We start from the raw sequence: 18,491 nt of genomic DNA on the forward strand, positions 1-18,491 counted from the left end.
AGGGGGCTCGCAATCAGATTAGGGTACAAAAACGAGTGGAAGAGACTCTAAAGGTGACTTATGTTCCCTCTTAATATGTTTACCGGACAACAGTGGTTCCAAAATGTGAATTGTGGCTCCAACGAAAAGACAGGCATGAATATAAATAAAGGATTTGTAGCAGTTCTGTATATATCCATACTGCTGTGCAGCACGGGATGCTCGCAGGAAAAAGCGGTGGTACCGGCTCCGCTTTCACCTGAACAGCCGGTCAAGGGATGGATGATCTTGTCGGACAATGAGGAGGGCTCAAAAACCCCCCGTTTTACCAGGTTTTTACCTTTATCGGAAAAATTGTTTGCGAATTCTTATTAATTTATTTAATTAACGAGACCGACACACAAGCGAATGCCAAGAATAAAAAGGACTTCGCATTCGCCTGCTCAGGGAAAAGGGAAGGAAAGACGCTGCAGAGATGCAGCTATTATTTTTCGCACTTTACTTAACCGGTTAAATTTTTTTATTTATAATTACTTAACCGGTAACCCTATGGTAGGTAAGTCGGGATAACTAGAAATAATAACGAAGGTGATACTATGGGAAAAACGAACAAAACATCGCTACTAATTTTCGGATTGCTGGCAGGGCTTTTCTTCTGCTCGGCAATACCAATGTATGCACAGCAGATCAGTGGAACAGTCACAGACGCAGGCACCGGCGAAACCTTGCCCGGTGTAAATGTTTTTTTGTCTGAAACACAAACCGGTACGGCAACCGATGCCGAGGGTAACTATCAAATTACTGGTATTGAGCCCGGTTCTTACACGCTTGTCGCCTCTTTTGTAGGATATGAGCGATTTGAGACCACCGTTAACATATCTTCCGGCGAATCACTAACGCTGGATATAGAATTGAGCCAGGGAACACTGCTTGGCGAAGACGTGGTCGTGGTCGGGTATGGTACCCAGCAGGAAAGTGCTGTGACCGGGGCGGTTTCTTCGGTGTCAGGTGATGACCTGAACGAAGTGCCGGTTAATTCTATCGATCAGGGTCTGACGGGACAGTCGGCCGGGGTCGTGGTTTCTTCCGGAGGAACAAAGCCGGGAGATGGCGCTTCAATTCGGATTCGGGGGAACCGCTCCATCAACGCCAGTAATGAGCCACTTTACGTAGTGGACGGGGTACCCATTTCCGGCGGTATCCGGGACCTGAACCCGCAGGATATTGAGTCGATTGAGATATTGAAGGATGCATCGGCCACCGCCATTTACGGTTCAAGAGGCTCGAACGGGGTTATCCTTGTAACAACCAATCGCGGTTATGATGGAGAGATCTCCGTTGAGTACAGTGGTTCTATCGGCTTTACGAAGGCACTGAGAAAGATCGACGTAATGAACGGTGAAGAGTACGCGGAGTTAAACCGTGAAGCTCATCGCCAGGCCGGGCAATACCAGAATGATTCGCAATTTCTGGAACCCGGGGAGCTGGAAAACCTGGAAAACGGGGTCTGGCAAGACTACCAGGAGATGATCCTGCAGACCGGTGCGCGCCATAACCACCAGCTGGGGATTTCCGGTGGAAATGAGACGACCCGGTATAACGTCTCGTTTGGCGGACTCGTCCAGGATGGGATTCTTGCCCCGGAAGATTACAGCCGGTACACTACCCGCCTGAATCTCGATTTTGACGTGACCGACAATATTACGATCGGTACTTCTACGCTGGCCAGCTACAGCGTTCAGAATGGGGGAGACCGCAATTTTTACGGTGAAGCGATCGCCAACAGCCCGCTCGGTGTCCCGTATGACGAAGAGGGAAATCTTCGATTCCAGCCAATCAATGACGGTCAGCGCTCCAATCCCTTGATTGAAGTGCAGCCTGAAACCTATGTGGATGAAGAGATCCGGCAGCGCTTGTTGAGCAATATCTTTGCCGATATTGACTTTACTGACAACCTGAATTTCCGGGTCAATTTCGCGCCTGACATCAGCTATGAGCGCGATAACGATTACCAGGCCTCCCGTTCGCGAGCCCAGTTCCTGGGACCGGCCGCTGCTCAGAAAGGGGAAGACTATCGTTTTGAGTATACGTGGGAGAACATTGTGAATTACCAGCAGACCGTTGGTGAAAATCACACGTTCGATGTAACGGGCTTGTTCAGTATGCAGGAGTTTAACCAGGAGACGGCATCCACCTCGGTACGTGGTATCCCGGTGGAAACCATGGAACTTTACAACTTTGGCGCTGCCGAGGAAATCCTGGGAGCGGAAACCGGTTACGTTAAATGGACCCTGCTCTCGACAATGCTCCGGTTAAACTACAATTACGACGAACGGTATTTTATTACGGCCACCGGTCGCCGCGATGGGTCGTCGCGCTTTGGCGAAGAGAACAAGTACGGGTTCTTTCCTTCAGTTGCGGTTTCCTGGAATATCGCCAACGAAGATTTCTTTCCCGGAGATGCGCTGTTCAACGACCTGAGGCTTCGTGTCAGCTGGGGTAAAACCGGGCAAACCGGTATCGATCCCTATCAGACGCAGGGATTGCTCGCACGCACCCAGTACAATTACGGGGGCGATGCGGCATTTGGATTTGAACCTTCCCAGATTGCCAACCCGGAGCTGAAATGGGAGACAACGACATCCACCAACCTTGGAATCGAGTTTGCGATACTTGACTCGAGAATCAGCGGTGGCATCGACGTATATCGACAGGAGACGTCCGACCTGCTGCTCGAGCGGCAGCTGCCCATTACCAGTGGATATTCCAGTATTTTGGAGAATGTCGGATCCACCCGCAACACCGGTATTGAGGGGTCGATTTCTGCTGATATTATCCAGGCTACCGGCCGTGATGCCTTCCAGTGGGGCGTTGACCTGAATCTCGCCTCCAACAAAGAGGAGATCGTTGAACTCTACGGCGGAACGCAGGATGATGTCGGAAACGAGTGGTTCATCGGCGAGCCGATTGATGTGTTTTATGACTATGATCAGGTGGGCGTATGGCAGCTTGATGAAGAGGCTGAAGCCCAGAATTATGATCAGATCCCGGGGGAAATCAGGGTCAGAGATGTTAACAACGACGACCAGATCAATGCCGCCGACCGTGTTATTATCGGCCAGGAGATGCCGAAGCTGACGGGTGGACTGAATACCCGGTTCAGCTACAAGGGCGTAGACCTGTCGGTCTTCCTGTACGGCAACTTCGGCCACACCATTGACAGCGGTATCCACGATGATGCCCTGGTGGGTCGGTACAACGAGTTCGATGTGGATTACTGGACGCCGGAAAACCCGGTGAACCGGCATCCGCAACCGACGATCAACCGGGAATTCCCGATTTATAATAGTGCTCGTCACTATTATGATGGCGATTTTGTCAAAGTCCGGAATGTGGTGTTAGGCTATAACCTTCCGAGCCATATTGTTCAGCAGACGCTCGGGATACAGCGACTCCGGGTATATGCCAATGCACAGCAGCCACTTATCATCTCACCTTATGTGCAAAACCACCGCGGTATCGATCCTGAAAATCCCGGAACCGGTACCCCGGCCCAGTGGCAAATGAACTTCGGAATCAACATAACATTTTAACACAACCAACCGGATAACATTATGAATAAGTATCTAAGAATATTTGCAATTGTAATGATAGCGGGGCTGGTGGCTTCCTGCTCGGATTTTTTGGAGGAGGATGTTAAAACCCAGGTAAGTAACGAGCGGTATAGTACCCCCGAAGGCTTCAACGAGGCGGTGAATTCGGCTTATTCCTACCTGCGGACCTTTTACGGGACCGAGGAGGGACTGACGGCCACCGTTTTTGGCACCGACACCTACCGCGAGGGGGCTGACGGTGACTTTAAAGCCATGAACCGGTACAGCAACGAGTTTGACTCATTCTCCTACCCGATCGAGTCAATCTGGAGAAATATGTACCGCGGTATCAACATCACCAATACGGTGATTGCCCGCTCCGAGGGCGGCGTTGAAGGATTGAGTGGAGAAGAAGTGACACGCAGAACAGCCGAAGTGCGGTTCCTGCGGGGACACTTCTACTTTATCCTTGTACAGTTCTTTGGACCCGTTCACCTCACAACCGAGGAAACCGAGGGAGTTGAACTGGAGGCTTCACGTGCGCCAATCAGTGATGTCTATGACCAGATCATCAGTGACCTGGAGTTTGCGGCAAACAACCTGCCGGTAGAGCCTGAACAGTACGGCCGGGCTACCAAGCCTGCTGCCGAGCACCTGCTCTCAAGGGTCTTTTTAACCCGCGCTACAACCGACGCAGCGGGATCCAATGACTACGAGATGGCAGCCAACCTGGCCGAAACGGTCATCGACGACTACAACTTCCAGCTCCTGGATGACTACGGAGATATTTTTGCGGTCGGAAATGAGCAGAATGCCGAGGTGATCTGGGCCGTTCAGTACTCCGAGAACTCTCTTGTAAACGGTACGCCGGACCACGACCTGTTCCGGGGCGGCAACTCCTCGCATCTCTATTTTAACTTTCCGTATGACCAGGAACCGGGGCTGTTTCGTACCGTTGAGTTCGGGCGTCCGTTCCGTCGCTTCCGTCCTACGGAGTTTACCACCCAGGAGATGTTCCACGTGGACGACCGCGATGTGGACTCCCGGTACAAGAAAACCTTCAAGGATGCATTCCGCGTGATCGATCCGGGCACCTACTCCAACGTTGACGGAGTGGAAGTGACCTTCGCCGAGGGAGATACGGCGATCTGGTTCCCGGGATATAATATGCCGCTTTCCGAGCAGCAAACCTACAATATGCAGGTGATTACGCCGGAAGAGTACAACTTCATTAACTTCCCGCCGCTCTGGAAGCACACCGATCCCAACCGGGCCAGCGTCAATGAAACGGGTGGATCGCGCGACTGGATGGCCTTCCGGCTGGCTGAATCTCACCTGATCGCCGCTGAAGCTTACTACTATATGGACGGTGCAGGTTCGCCGGATGCCATCGCACACCTGAATGCGGTACGAGAACGAGCCGCCTGGCCGGGAGAAGAAGCAACCATGGCTGCTGAGACAGCCCAGCTGCTGGCCAGCGACGGCATCGACTTCATCCTGGATGAACGGGGACGCGAGCTCCTGGGTGAGGGATTCCGCTGGTTTGACCTGAAACGAACCGGAAAGCTGGTGGAAAGAGCCACCCAGTACAACCCGGATACCGTTCCCCCGACAGGTGGACTGGAAGAGTTTCACAACCTGAGACCGATACCGCAGTCTCAAATTGACTTGACAGATGGCGGTGAAAGTGCATTTCCCCAAAACCCCGGTTACTAGAGATAGATAGGACCGGAACCTTGACATGAGTGGCAGGCATGTACATGCTTGCCACTTTATGTCATTTTACCATTTTATAACTGTTTAAATATGACCTATCACATGCTAATATTTGATTTTTACAGAAGAATATGAGTAATACTGAAAACAAGAACCGCATTACGCGCAAAGAGTTTTTAACAACATCGGCTATCTTGTCTGCGGGCCTCTCTACAGGAATTAGTGCCAAAAGTTATGAAAATATTATCGGTGCCAATGACCGGGTACGCGTGGGTGTTGTCGGCTTCTCGAATCGAGCCAGGGGATCGCTGATCCCATCTTTTCTGGATCATGCCGATGAACTGAATTTTGAATTGACCGCGGTTTCGGATATATGGAACAAGCGCCGAAATGAAGGAGCCGCATTTATACGCAAACAGTCCGGCCAAAAAATTGCGAAAGCCCGTAACAACGAGGAATTATATGACGAGTACGACCTGGATGCGGTCATTATCAGTACGGCCGATTTCCAGCACGCACTGCACTGCAAGCAGGCGGTAGAGGCAGGGTGCGATGTGTACGTGGAAAAACCGTTTGCCGAAACGATGCAGGACAACCGGGCGGCGTTGAAAGCGGTCAATGAGAGTAACAAAATTGTACAGGTTGGTTCGCAGCGGAGGAGCGGGCGAAACTACCATGCCGCCGAAAATTATATAAAATCAGGTAAATTCGGAGATATCGTAAGTGTTGAAATGACCTGGAATGTGAATCAGCCGGGCCGCTGGCGCCTTCCGGAACTCACCAGGGAAATTGAAAAAGAGGATACGGACTGGGAGCGGTACCTGATGAACCGTTCCTATGAGCCATGGGACCCGCGCAAGTATTTGGAATATCGTCTCTTCTGGCCCTATTCTTCGGGTATACCCGGGCAGTGGATGTCGCACCAGATCGATACCGTGCACTGGTTCAGCGGGCTGCCGCATCCGCGCAGCGTATCAGCCAACGGCGGCATATACCTGTGGAAAGATGGCCGCGAAAACTTCGATACGATGACCGCCGTATTTGATTACGGTCCGCTGGACGATCCGTCGGAAGGATTCCAGGTGGTCTACTCCTCGCGGTTTACCAATTCTGCGGGAGGCGTAAAAGAGATCTATTTCTCCAACGCCGGGGAGCTGAACCTGAGTACGAATAAAGTTACTCCCAACGGTGGACTGCGCGAGCGCCACGCGTCGGCAATGGGCATGGAGCCCAACCTGCTCGAAGAGCAGTCGCTCTCGGATGCCGCCGGTGCGGAAACCAGTGCCAATACTGGTGTCGACAATATGACCTCGGCCCACATGAGGAACTGGATGCAATGCGTGCGAAGCCGCAAAAAGCCGAACGCCGATGTTCGAGCGGGTTACAATCACTCCATTGCCAATATTATGACCACAGCCGCACTTCGTACAGGCCGGCAGGTGACATTCGATGAGGAGAACCAGGAAGTGATGGCGGGAGGCGACGTATTTAAATATTAGGGTTATTTTTCCGTATATACACTTCGGTACTTTTTTTCGAGCTCTTTTTTGTTTGTACGTAAAAGAGATGCAGCATCGCCTTTTCCGGGCCAGTGCGTAAAAAGGCAAATGATACAAATTATTCCATTATTGTGTATAGAATTTGTAGTATCGCTAAATATATAGGCACCTTGCTGGCCGCAACACTGCTTGTGGCGTTCAGCGGTGCGAAATTTGGGGAGGATTCGTCCATAAAACTGATTCACAAACAAGAACAACATAAAGTTGAGGTACGGTTTGACGGGCAGCTGTTTACCAGCTACCTCTATTCCCCGGAATTTAAAAAACCGGTGCTGTATCCTATTAAAACCCAGCATAGCAATCAGGTTACGCGGGGCTATCCGCTGGAACCGCAACCCGGGGAACGGGCGGATCATCCGCATCATGTGGGGTTGTGGCTCAATTATGGTGATGTGAACGGGCTGGACTTCTGGAATAATTCCGATGCCGTCCCCCCCGGGGAAGAAGACGAGTACGGGACGGTGGTTCACCGGAGTATCGACAATATCGAAAGCGGTAGCCGTAAAGGTCTGCTCGAGGTAACCCACGACTGGGTGGGACCCGGCGGGAAGCCCCTGCTGGAAGAGCAAGCCACCTTTATTTTTCGGAGCTCGGGTAACAAAAGAATTATTGACCGGATTACCACGCTGCAGGCACTGGACGAGAAGGTTTCCCTGCGGGATAACAAGGAAGGCATGCTGGGACTAAGGGTTGCCCGGGAGCTGGAGCATCCCTCCGATGAACCGGTGCTTTTAATCGATGAATCCGGTCGGCCGGCGGACCGGGAGGTCGTCGATAACGAAGGAGTGAGCGGTACCTACCTCAGCAGCAGCGGGATCGAAGGTCCGGAGGTGTGGGGCACACGCGCCCGCTGGATGAACTTGTCCGGTCAAATTGAAGGCGAGCAGGTATCGGTGGCGATACTGGATCACCCTGAAAATGTGGGCTTCCCAACCTACTGGCACGCCCGGGGATACGGCCTGTTTGCGGCCAATCCACTGGGACAGAAAGCGTTGAGCGGTGGACAGAAGGAACTCAATTTTGAGTTGGCGGCCGGCCGGTCCATGACGTTCAGGCACCGGGTTATCATCTATTCCGGCCAGGCGGCTTCTGACAGCGAACTGGATCAGGATTGGGAACAATTCCGTGATACGTTTTAAGACCAGCCGGCTTACGTTGAAAGAATCCGTGTATGAATCGGTATAACAAACTATCATTAAAAACAATATTAAATAATATGAAAATAGCAGATTTGAATAAGACCGAAGGACGTACCTTTCCCGCGCGACGTCTTACGAAAAATATTGTGGGAGGAAGTTCAAGCATACAGGCAGAAAACTTCAGCCTTGGACTCGTAACGCTCGAACCAAACGGGGGACAGGTGCCCTGGCACAACCATGAACAGGAGGAGATCTATATGATCCTGGAGGGTACCGGTGAGATATGTGTCGGTACCGAACGGCAGCAGATCATCGGCGGGCAGACCGTGTATATCCCCTCAAACGAGTTCCACCAGCTGACCAACATTGGCGATGAACCGCTGAAGTTTGTGTATTGCTACGGTCCGGCCGGCGATGTCGCTCACTGGAAGCAGGAGCTGAAGGGAACCTTGCCGCGGGCCGGTGAAGATGTTCCGCCGCTTCCGGAGGGGGCCCGGCCGCAGTGCACGGAACCTGCCGAGGAGTACAAATAATACGCAATCAACAAACATTTAGATTTTACCAGGCACATGAGCGATGAACTGACGACACACCGAGTAGGCATTATAATGAACGGCGTAACCGGCCGTATGGGAACCAATCAACATCTTCTGCGCTCGATAGTCCCGATTATTGAACAGGGCGGCGTCAAAATAAGTGAAGATGAGGTGATTATGCCCGACCCGGTCCTGGTGGGCCGAAACCCGGTAAAGCTGGAAAAACTTTCAGAACAGACCGGTATTGACAAGTGGACGACGGATCTCGACAAGGAGTTGGAGGACGAGGACAACCAGGTCTATTTTGATGCCCTTCGCACCGATCTGCGTCCGCCACACATCAAAAAAGCGATAGCGGCCGGCAAGCACATTTACTGTGAAAAACCGACAGCACTCAATACTGCCGATGCGGTTGAACTTCATAAAATAGCGGAAGAAAAGGGAGTAAAGCACGGCGTAGTGCAGGATAAGCTCTGGTTGCCCGGACTGGCAAAACTACGGCAGCTCAGGGAGCAGGATTTCTTTGGAGAACTTCTTTCGGTCAAGGCCGATTTCGGGTACTGGGTCTTTGAAGGAGATACTGTTCCCGCACAGCGACCCTCCTGGAACTACCGCAAGGAAGACGGCGGGGGCATTATCCTGGATATGTTTTGTCACTGGCGCTACGTGCTGGACAATCTGTTTGGAGAAGTGGAGCGTGTTTCTTGTCTTGGGGCGACCCATATTGACAAGCGCTACGACGAGCAGGGAGAACCGTATGACGCCACTGCCGACGATGCGGCGTATGCGATCTTTGAACTGGAAAACGGGGTGGTCGCGCAGTTCAACTCCTCCTGGACAACGAGGGTGCGTCGCGATGATCTTGTCACATTCCAGGTAGATGGAACCAAAGGTTCGGCCGTAGCCGGGTTGCGCGAGGTTTGGATTCAGCCCCACTCGGCCACGCCCAAACCGGTCTGGAACCCGGATGTGGATTCGGATCACAACTTCTTTGACGACTGGATGCTGATGCCCAACCAGCAGGAGTTTGACAACGCGTTCAAAATTCAGTGGGAGCTGTTCCTGCGTCACATAGTTAAGGATGAGCCCTTCCGGTGGAACCTGCTGGAGGCTGCCAAGGGAGTTCAGCTGGCGGAACTGGGGTACGAGGCCTCCGAAAAGCGCGAATGGATCGATGTTCCTTCACTAATTTAAATAATGTAGCAGCAGATACACGATGAAAATTAACGATGAATTGGGCGTAACAGACCTGGAGCAGTCACTTGAACAGTTTTGGGAACTTTCAGCCCGGAAGATAAAGCGAATTCGAAAGGAGTATGACACCTCCCAGGGATCACCGGTGTTTACTGTGGAGGGCAAATATACGACCCGCGGATGGACCGAGTGGACCCAGGGATTTCAGTTCGGTTCCGAAATCCTTCAGTTCGACGCTGTCGACGACGCGGAGTTCCTGGAGATGGGTCGCAAGGCGACGGTGCAAAAAATGGCTCCTCACATCACCCATATCGGGGTGCATGATCACGGATTCAACAATGTAAGCACGTATGGGGCACTTCGCCGCCTTGCCGGCGAAGGCCGGGTTGAGGCGGAAGACTGGGAGAAGGAGTTCTACGAGCTGGCGTTGAAATCCACCGGGGCCGTACAGGCGGCGCGGTGGACGGAAACGGCGGATGGCGGCGGGTTTATATACTCATTTAACGGTCCCCATTCCCTTTTTGTGGATACCATCCGAACGATACGAGCCCTGGCGCTCAGCCACCGGCTGGGACACCTGCTCTACGGGGAGCACGACGAACCGATATCGCTGCTCGGCCGCCTGGTGGAGCACGCCCGCTCTACGGCGAAATACAGTATCTACTATGGAGAAGGCCGCGATTCGTATGACATCCGGGGACGAACGGTGCACGAGGCGGTTTTTAATACCAACGACGGGCAATTCCGTTGTCCCAATTCTCAACAGGGCTATTCCCCCTTTTCTACATGGACCCGGGGATTGGCCTGGGCGATGTGCGGTTTTGCCGAACAACTGGAGTTTTTAAATGAGATCGATTCGGCCGAGCTGGAACCGTATGGAGGCTACGACGAGATTGAAGCGATGATGCGAAAAGCCGCCCGTGCCACCTGCGATTTTTATATCGATCATACCTCGCAGGATGGAATCCCGTACTGGGATACCGGTGCTCCCCTTCTTCACAAGCTGGGCGACTACACGGCCAAACCGGCCGACCCGTACAACGATTATGAACCGGTCGACAGTTCAGCGGCCGCCATCGGCGCTCAGGGGCTGCTGCGCCTGGGTCATTACCTGGAAGCACAGGGTGATGAAAGCGAGGGCAAAAAATACTGGCAGGCTGGCCTGGCCGTCACCCGCACGCTCCTCGGGGAACCCTATCTTAGTACAGACGAAGATCACCACGGGCTGCTCCTGCATTCGGTATATCACCGTCCCAACGGGTGGGATCATATACCGGAGGGAGAGAAAATTCCCTGCGGAGAATCGAGCATGTGGGGAGATTATCACGTGCGGGAGCTGGCGCTGTATCTAACCAGAATATTGAGAGAGGCTCCCTATTACACCTTTTTCAGTGCAATTAAAAATAAAAGTTGATGATGAAATCTGTTGCATTGGTTACCGGAGGATCCCGGGGGATCGGTTTTGGAATTGCCAGGCTGCTGGCCGAGAACGGATACGATGTGGCGATCAACGGCGTTCGCGGAGAAGAACAGGTGCAGGATACCCTTGAAAAACTGCGTGAAGCGGGCTCCGATTCAATTTATTGCCAGGGCGATATTGGCTCCTCCGAAGACCGGCAGGCTGTCGTTGAGAAACTGAAAGCGTATTACGGCCGGTTTAACATATTGGTTAACAACGCCGGGGTCGCTCCCAGGGTACGGCAAGACCCCCTGAAGGCAACCGAGGAGAGCTATGACCGGGTGATGGGTATTAACCTGAAAGGTCCCTATTTTTTGACTCAGAGCATTGCGCGATGGATGGTGGAACAGAAAGAGGCGGATGATTCTTATTCCGGCACCATCGTTACGGTCGGCTCGATATCAGCCACCGTGGTTTCTCCCAAGAGGGGAGAATACTGTATCTCGAAGGCGGGACTGGCGATGCATAACAAGATTTGGGCAGCCCGGCTGGCAGAATATGATATTACGGTCTACGAAGTGCGGCCGGGCGTGATCAAAACCGATATGACCTCCGCAGTGGAGGAAAAATACAACAAGCTGATCGCCGAAGGATTGACGGTGCAGCAGCGCTGGGGCTATCCGGAAGATGTCGGGAAAGCGGTGCTGTCACTGGTTGACGGTGATTTTCCATATTCCACAGGCGAAGTGATTATGATAGACGGGGGATTGACGATGCCGCGTCTCTGATCTAAACGTATGACTAATTTGAATCCATTAATCTAAGATATCTGGATATGAAGCAGGAGTCTGAAACGGTCGATACACAGGAAGAGCAAAGTTCAACAGGTATGAAGATGGGAGATTCCGAAGAGGGTCCGGTCAGCGGGATAAAATGGGGCGGATTTATCGGGGGATTACTCCTGTTTTTCTTGATGTTGTTTTCAAGTTCTCCCGAAGGGCTGAGCCTGGCGGGGTGGCGAACGGCGGCCGTTGCGGCCCTGATGGCCACCTGGTGGGTGACGGAGGTCATACCGATATCAGGAACGGCGATGATACCGCTGGTCCTGTTTCCAATCCTCGGTATCACGGATATCGATGCGGCAGCCGCACCCTATGCGGACCCGATGATTTACCTGTTCCTGGGTGGATTTATCATCGCCATCGCGATGCAGCGCTGGGACCTGCATCGCCGGATTGCGCTCAATATTATCAACTTTATCGGTTCAAAACCCCGTAATATAATTGCCGGTTTTATTGTCTCATCCGCATTCATGAGCATGTGGGTCAGCAATACCGCCGCCACCATGATGATGCTGCCGATCGGGCTCTCGGTCATCCAGCTAACACAGAAGGGGAGAAAGTCCTACAAGGAACAGCAGCAGAATCGAAATTTTGCCGTGGCGCTGATGCTGGCGATCGCCTATGCCGCCAACGTGGGCGGGCTGGGAACCGTTATCGGAACACCCACCAATGCCCTGATGATCGCATTCGTGAATGACGCGTATAACATGGAAATAACGTTTGCCCAGTGGATGTCGCTGGGATTGCCGGTCGTCATACTCGGACTTCCGATTATCTTTTATACGCTCACCAACATTGTGTTCCCGGTGCGCATGCAATCGCTGCCCGGTGGAAAAGAATACCTGAACAGCGAGATGGAACGGCTGGGCAAGATCTCCCGACCGGAAATTATGGTGGCAGCTGTATTTGTACTGGTTGCCCTGCTCTGGATAACACGTCCGCTTGTCGAACCCCTGCTTCCCGGCATTTCGGATGCGAGTATAGCCATATTTGGGGCACTGCTCTTGTTTATTATCCCCGTCAATCTTGATAAATCCCGGTTCCTGATGCGGTGGAAAGATGCCGAGGAGATTCCGTGGGGTGTGCTGATCCTTTTTGGTGGCGGACTTTCACTGGCCGGGGCGATCCAGCGTACAGGACTTGCGGAGTGGGTTGGCGGATATTTTGAGATCCTCGGCGGATGGCCTGTCATTCTCATTATATTCATTGTTGCAGTTATTATCATCATGTTTACCGAGCTGGCCAGTAACTCGGCGACCGCTGCCGCTTTTCTGCCAGTTATCGCCTCGGTGGCAATTGGCATCGGCCAGGATCCGCTGCTGTTTGCCGTACCTATCACCATGGTAGCCAGTTGTGCGTTCATGCTGCCGGTGGCTACCCCGCCCAATGCCATTGTCTACGGCAGTGGGGTGATGAGCATCCCACAAATGACGCGGGCGGGACTGGTATTGAACCTGTTTTTTGCCATCCTGATAACACTGCTTACCTATTTCCTCTTCACGATATTCTTGGGTATCGATATCGGGGTGGTACCTGAAGGCATCAGTTCACTCTTAACTATCTACTAGCGATGGAAAGAACTGAAAATTTGGCTCAACATATTGTTCTGCTGCTGGTCGGTCTGTTTTGGGCGACTGGTGCAGGGCAGGCGATGGCACAATACGAAATTACGGTCAGTGCCGGTGCATTTGACCGGGTGGAGACGGTTGCCTCTTTTACATTTCCCGAACCGGTTGCTCCCGGCACCTACCGGATGAACAGCGATTCAGGGGAAAACCTGCTACTGCAGGTGGATGAAAACCAAAGAGGATCGTTTATTTTGAGGGAATTACCTTCAGAGGAGACCAGAACCTATACAGTTGATACCGAAGCCCCGGTCTCATCGATGCCGGGTCAGCCGGAAATGAGCATCTCCGCCGGTCAGCGAACCCTTATATTTAACGATGGAAGCCGAAAGGTGCTCTCGTATTATCACCGTGAAAACCGATTACCGCCGGGAATGGATAAAATGTACAAGCGCGCGGGGTATATCCACCCGCTCTATTCACCGGGGGGCGTACCGCTGACCAACCACCTGGACCAGGAAATACATCCCCATCACTACGGCATATTCTCGGCCTGGACAAATACGGAATTCCAGGGAAGAACGCCCGATTTTTGGAATCCACACAACCATTCGGGCCGGGTAGATCATGCGGATTCGGTGGAGAAGGCCTGGGAGGGACCCGTGCACGCCGGTTTCAAGGCAAAAAACTATTTTGTGGATATTTCAGGTTCGGCACCGGTTACTGCACTCAACGAGGAGTGGAAGGTTATCGTGTACAACACTGCTTCAGACGGCGATTACAACATGGTGGATCTGGTACTGACGCATACGACCAACACGGGGCAGCCGCTGGTTCTGCCGGAATATCACTACGGTGGACTGGCGTTTCGCGGGCATGGCGACTGGAATAATCCGGAGAATGTATCTTTTGTTACTTCTGAGGGTATGAACCGGGATGAAGCTAATGAAACCCGTGCCCGCTGGGTTCACATGGGGGGGCTGGTAAACGGTGAGCGTGCCGGTGTTGCCCTGCTCGGACATCCCGACAATTACCGGGCTCCGCAGCCGATTCGCATACATCCCGAAACGCCGTATGTGGTCTACGCCCCGATGCAGCTGGGGAAAATGACAATTGAACCCGGTTCGCCCTACATCATGCGCTATCGATTTGTCACTTATGACGGAGAACCGGACATCGAAAAAATCAATCGTTTGTGGAATGATTATGCCTATCCGCCGGGGATAACCGTTGAAAAGCAATAAAACAGGCGCTGGTTTTGCAGAGCCCTGTTCAGCAATGAATTATATAACTTTTTGATACTATGAAGTTCTACAGCAAGCCACGATCAAGCAAAAATCCACATATTTTTCCCGGGTTTTGGAATATTACGTCCCGTCTGCTGGTGCTGAGTTTCGTCATACTGCTGGCGGGATGCGGTACGGGCGATGAGGAGATACTCACGGAACAGAATTTTGACCCGGAGGACTTGGCCCCGTTCGTGGAGCCGGAATTCCCGTTTATTACCACCTCGGTGGATGCCCGTGAACTCGGACCCGGATTTCCGGCCGACAACATCACGCCGCGATGCCTGGCTTTGCGACTGGGGTCAGAAGCGTATGCCTGTTTTGACACCGATATGCTGCGCTGGTCGGTGGCCTGGACCGGAGATTTCCTGCCGATGGTTACCATGGGACAGATCTCTTATCGCGATTTCCATAACAAGGATAACGAGATTCCCCTGATCGCGGGAAACCCAAAAATTGCAACGGGACTGTATCCCGGCTGGATGGGTGCGGATCCCGGCTTTTCCGATCCCCGACCGCCGGCTCCCAATCCCGATGGTCCCTCGTGGGGACCCCTGCCGCTGGAGCTTGGTCGATGGAACGGTATCTATGTGAATGACCAGGAAGTGGTACTCTCATATACGGCTCAAAATACCGATATCTACGAAAAGCCGGGGGCGATCCAATCGGGAGATGTCACTGCATTTACCCGAACATTTCAGGTTGAAAATCCGGATCAGGCGCTTTCGCTTGCAGCGGCCGAGGTTTCCGATGGCGCGAGGAGTGAAGTGTCCGGGAATACCGCCCTTATTTATCATGGCCCGGGAGAGGATACGGTCACAGCGATCGGGCTGGTCGGGTCGGCAGCTGAAGTTGAACTGGAGGTTACCGGGGATCGGTACGCCACGGCAGCCGTTGCACCTGCCGGTGAAACCGTGGAATTTACGATAGTACTGTGGAAGGGGTCGGCAGGGCAGGTAGAGACGTTTAATCAATTGCTTTCCGGTTCGGAGTCAGAGGCGGATTTAAATGTGAATCTCGCCGAGTTTGAAGATGGTGGGCCCGCATACTGGCCGGAACCGGTGCATACGCGGGGACAGCTGGCGCCCGATACTTCCGCCTTCGTGGTGGACCGCCTGACGCTTCCCATCCCGAATCCCTGGAAACGGAATGTACGTGTGGTAGACATTGCATTTTTCGATGACAATCGGGCCGCACTGGTTACGTTTGAGGGAGATGTCTGGATTGTGGATGGGATAGATCGCGACCTGGAGACCCTGGAGTGGCAGCGGTTTGCCTCGGGCATGTATGAACCGCAAAGTATAGAGGTGGTGGACGAGAAGGTGCACGTTTTCGGGAAAGAGGGGATTACGAAACTCCATGACCTGAATGGCGACGGTTCGGCCGACTACTATGAAAATTTTTCCAGCCTGATGGAACAATCCATCGAGACCAGGGAGTGGGCCAGCGACATGGTGCACGCCCCGGACGGATCGTTTTACGTTTCAAAATTTGGCGCGTTGGATATGGGACCGGAAACGTCGTCTCCGAAAACGATTATGGGATTTCGCGCGGGCTCCTGGTATGGAGGTTCCATCGCTAAAATTTCCCCGGATGGGCGTGAAATAGAACGCTACGCCACCGGATTTCGCGGTCCCTACCTGGGGATCAATCCCGAGACCGGGGTGCTGACTGCCTCGGATCAGCAGGGACACCACGTGCCTTCGACCCCCGTAATGCTGGTCGATAAGGGCGACTATTACGGGGTGCCGGCAACCGCCTACCGCGATCCCCTGCCGGAGATTACACCGCCATTAACGTGGATTCCCCACAGCGTGGACCGTTCGGGGACGGGCCAGGTATGGATAACCAGCGACCAGATGGGGCCGTTAAACGGGGAGCTGATCCATCTTTCCTACGGGCGCCCGGGCCTGTTCAAGGTACTGATTGACAGCACCAGCGACGCGGTGCAGGGCGGGGTGTCAGCAATTCCGGGCAACTACCCGGCCCCGACCATGAAAGGTGCTATCGGTCCTGATGACGGGCAGCTGTATGTTGCCGGGTTTTCGCTCTGGGGCTCGAATTCTGATGTGATAAGTTCGCTGATCCGGCTGCGGTATACCGGTCAGCAAAGCCCGCTTCCCGAAGATTTCAGGGTCCGGGAGGGTGGAGTGATCCTCCGTTTTGGAACTGAACTGGATGAAGAGATGGCCACAAATCCCGCCAACTACCAGGTGAAACGGTGGAATTACCGGCGGACAGAGGAGTATGGATCCGGGCATTTTAAGCTGGATGGTTCGCCGGGAGAAGAGCTGATGCCGGTTTTTTCTGCCCACTTGTCGGATGACAACCGCTCCGTCTTTATCGCCATCCCCGATATCCAGGAGGTGATGCAGATGGAGATCGCCTACAACCTGGAAACGAGCGCCGGGGAGGCCATGGACGATGAATTCTGGTTTACAGTCAATGACGTGGAACAGCCCAACCTGGTGACTGAGGGTTTTGGCGATTTGAATGTGGATGAACTGTTGCAGGATTCGGGGCAGCAGATGGTAGCTCAGCAAGAAGAGGAGCCGGCGTCGGTGGAACGCGGCAAAGAGCTGTTTCAGCGCACGGGCTGTTTCGCCTGCCACTCGGTGGACGGGACGGAGGCCGGTAAAGTGGGTCCCACCATGCAGGGACTGTTCGGTTCCGAACGCAAGCTGGACGACGGGTCCTCTGTTATAGCCGATGAGGAATACCTCCGGCGTTCCATTCTTGAACCGGGGCAGGAGGTTGCGGAAGGATATTCGGCTGAAATGCCCTCATTTCTCGGGGTGCTCTCTGAAAGTGAAATCGAATCGTTAATCCTGTACATCGAGTCGATTTCTGAGTAGGTGCCTTGTACTTTTCAAACCTATATTTCGCATGCCATGCTTCAAAAATATCTGCTGTGTTTTATTATCTGTGTATTTGCCGGTGATTTGGTCCGGTCGCAACCCGTCGGGGACCCCGATCCACAGCGTTTTCAACAACAGATAGAGACTTTTTTGGAGTGGGATGCGAAAAACACCTTTCCCGAGGATGCCATTTTATTTGTGGGGAGTTCAAGTATTCGGTTTTGGAAAACCCGCCGGGCGTTTCCGGAGTACCCGGTCATAAACAGGGGATTCGGTGGCTCCCACATTTCCGATGTCCGGCATTTCTATAAGCACGTCATCCATAAGTACGAGCCCTCTGTGATTGTGTTCTACGCCGGCGATAATGATGTCGCGGCCGACAAGCCGGTTGAACAGGTGGTGGACGACTATCGTAATCTCACGGAACGGGTTCTGACGGATTTCCCGGAAGTCAAGTTTGTCTATATCCCGATAAAGCCGAGTTCCAGTCGGTGGAATTACTGGGAGCGTATGGAAAAGGTAAACCGGCGGATAAAGAGCTATAATCAGCAATACGAGCAGTTGTTTTATGTGGATCTGGCCACTCCTCTTCTCAAAAACGGCAAGCCGGATGACAGCTTGTTTATGGAGGACCTGCTGCACCTCAACGAGAAGGGGTATGCAGCGTGGAACCGGGTGCTGGCACCAGCGCTTGACACATTGTATTGACGATCAGGGCTCCCTCCCAAAATCACAAATGCCCTTTTCCCGGCAAGGAAAATTTTCTGACGATGAAAGACAGCAAAAGCACCACCTGCACTTCACGGCCTCGAATGGGCACGGAAG

At 53.0% G+C, this 18,491-nt stretch carries 13 protein-coding genes; all 13 read left to right on the top strand.

Annotation, left to right across the window (positions count from 1 at the left end):
• Positions 1–135 precede the first annotated feature (135 nt).
• The 13 genes from ACG2F4_RS01800 to ACG2F4_RS01860 all read left to right on the top strand — a co-directional run bounded on the left by ACG2F4_RS01800 (position 136) and on the right by ACG2F4_RS01860 (position 18,374).
• The gene (locus tag ACG2F4_RS01800; protein WP_395257706.1) at positions 136–354 is read left to right on the top strand and encodes a hypothetical protein; all 219 of its coding nucleotides are present in this window, start codon (positions 136–138) and stop codon (positions 352–354) included.
• A 221-nt stretch (positions 355–575) separates the two neighbouring features.
• Positions 576–3,572, top strand: a complete 2,997-nt coding sequence (locus ACG2F4_RS01805) for a SusC/RagA family TonB-linked outer membrane protein (protein WP_395257708.1) — start codon at positions 576–578, stop codon at positions 3,570–3,572.
• 21 nt (positions 3,573–3,593) lie between these two features.
• Entirely contained in the window at positions 3,594–5,288 is a 1,695-nt protein-coding gene (locus tag ACG2F4_RS01810) for a RagB/SusD family nutrient uptake outer membrane protein (protein ID WP_395257710.1), read from the top strand.
• Positions 5,289–5,419: 131 nt separating this feature from the next.
• On the top strand, positions 5,420–6,787 hold the full coding sequence (locus ACG2F4_RS01815) for a Gfo/Idh/MocA family protein (protein ID WP_395257712.1): 1,368 nt from the start codon (positions 5,420–5,422) through the stop codon (positions 6,785–6,787).
• Between the two features lie 131 nt (positions 6,788–6,918).
• Positions 6,919–7,986, top strand: a complete 1,068-nt coding sequence (locus ACG2F4_RS01820) for a PmoA family protein (protein WP_395257714.1) — start codon at positions 6,919–6,921, stop codon at positions 7,984–7,986.
• A gap of 77 nt (positions 7,987–8,063) precedes the next feature.
• A complete protein-coding gene (locus ACG2F4_RS01825) occupies positions 8,064–8,519 on the top strand; it encodes a dimethylsulfonioproprionate lyase family protein (protein ID WP_395257716.1) in 456 nt (151 codons plus the stop codon).
• 96 nt (positions 8,520–8,615) lie between these two features.
• Positions 8,616–9,716: a Gfo/Idh/MocA family protein gene (locus tag ACG2F4_RS01830; RefSeq protein ID WP_395257718.1), complete on the top strand. Its 1,101-nt coding sequence runs from the start codon at positions 8,616–8,618 to the stop codon at positions 9,714–9,716.
• Positions 9,717–9,738: 22 nt separating this feature from the next.
• Positions 9,739–11,130, top strand: a complete 1,392-nt coding sequence (locus tag ACG2F4_RS01835) for a glycosyl hydrolase (protein WP_395257720.1) — start codon at positions 9,739–9,741, stop codon at positions 11,128–11,130.
• 2 nt (positions 11,131–11,132) lie between these two features.
• A complete protein-coding gene (locus ACG2F4_RS01840) occupies positions 11,133–11,903 on the top strand; it encodes a 3-ketoacyl-ACP reductase (RefSeq protein WP_395258166.1) in 771 nt (256 codons plus the stop codon).
• 47 nt (positions 11,904–11,950) lie between these two features.
• Positions 11,951–13,525 (top strand): SLC13 family permease, encoded by a 1,575-nt coding sequence (locus ACG2F4_RS01845; protein WP_395257722.1) that lies wholly within the window; start codon positions 11,951–11,953, stop codon positions 13,523–13,525.
• A gap of 20 nt (positions 13,526–13,545) precedes the next feature.
• The gene (locus ACG2F4_RS01850; protein WP_395257724.1) at positions 13,546–14,766 is read left to right on the top strand and encodes a PmoA family protein; all 1,221 of its coding nucleotides are present in this window, start codon (positions 13,546–13,548) and stop codon (positions 14,764–14,766) included.
• Between the two features lie 59 nt (positions 14,767–14,825).
• On the top strand, positions 14,826–17,663 hold the full coding sequence (locus ACG2F4_RS01855) for a DUF6797 domain-containing protein (RefSeq protein WP_395257726.1): 2,838 nt from the start codon (positions 14,826–14,828) through the stop codon (positions 17,661–17,663).
• Positions 17,664–17,699: 36 nt separating this feature from the next.
• Positions 17,700–18,374 carry a GDSL-type esterase/lipase family protein gene (locus ACG2F4_RS01860; RefSeq protein WP_395257728.1) on the top strand — a complete coding sequence of 225 codons (675 nt, stop codon included), beginning with the start codon at positions 17,700–17,702 and terminating at the stop codon, positions 18,372–18,374.
• The last annotated feature ends 117 nt before the right edge of the window (positions 18,375–18,491 follow it).

Source organism: Halalkalibaculum sp. DA3122 (genome assembly GCF_043951865.1).
In the GTDB taxonomy this organism is placed as follows: Bacteria; Bacteroidota; Rhodothermia; order Balneolales; family Balneolaceae; genus JAMQKA01.

What these genes read in the sequence shown, in the direction of transcription:
- ACG2F4_RS01800 (WP_395257706.1), top strand. Translation starts at nt 136, where the DNA reads ATGAATATAAATAAAGGATTTGTAGCAGTTCTGTATATATCCATACTG.
- ACG2F4_RS01855 (WP_395257726.1), top strand. Translation starts at nt 14,826, where the DNA reads ATGAAGTTCTACAGCAAGCCACGATCAAGCAAAAATCCACATATTTTT.
- ACG2F4_RS01840 (WP_395258166.1), top strand. Translation starts at nt 11,133, where the DNA reads ATGAAATCTGTTGCATTGGTTACCGGAGGATCCCGGGGGATCGGTTTT.
- ACG2F4_RS01825 (WP_395257716.1), top strand. Translation starts at nt 8,064, where the DNA reads ATGAAAATAGCAGATTTGAATAAGACCGAAGGACGTACCTTTCCCGCG.
- ACG2F4_RS01860 (WP_395257728.1), top strand. Translation starts at nt 17,700, where the DNA reads ATGCTTCAAAAATATCTGCTGTGTTTTATTATCTGTGTATTTGCCGGT.
- ACG2F4_RS01835 (WP_395257720.1), top strand. Translation starts at nt 9,739, where the DNA reads ATGAAAATTAACGATGAATTGGGCGTAACAGACCTGGAGCAGTCACTT.
- ACG2F4_RS01810 (WP_395257710.1), top strand. Translation starts at nt 3,594, where the DNA reads ATGAATAAGTATCTAAGAATATTTGCAATTGTAATGATAGCGGGGCTG.
- ACG2F4_RS01815 (WP_395257712.1), top strand. Translation starts at nt 5,420, where the DNA reads ATGAGTAATACTGAAAACAAGAACCGCATTACGCGCAAAGAGTTTTTA.
- ACG2F4_RS01845 (WP_395257722.1), top strand. Translation starts at nt 11,951, where the DNA reads ATGAAGCAGGAGTCTGAAACGGTCGATACACAGGAAGAGCAAAGTTCA.
- ACG2F4_RS01830 (WP_395257718.1), top strand. Translation starts at nt 8,616, where the DNA reads ATGGGAACCAATCAACATCTTCTGCGCTCGATAGTCCCGATTATTGAA.
- ACG2F4_RS01805 (WP_395257708.1), top strand. Translation starts at nt 576, where the DNA reads ATGGGAAAAACGAACAAAACATCGCTACTAATTTTCGGATTGCTGGCA.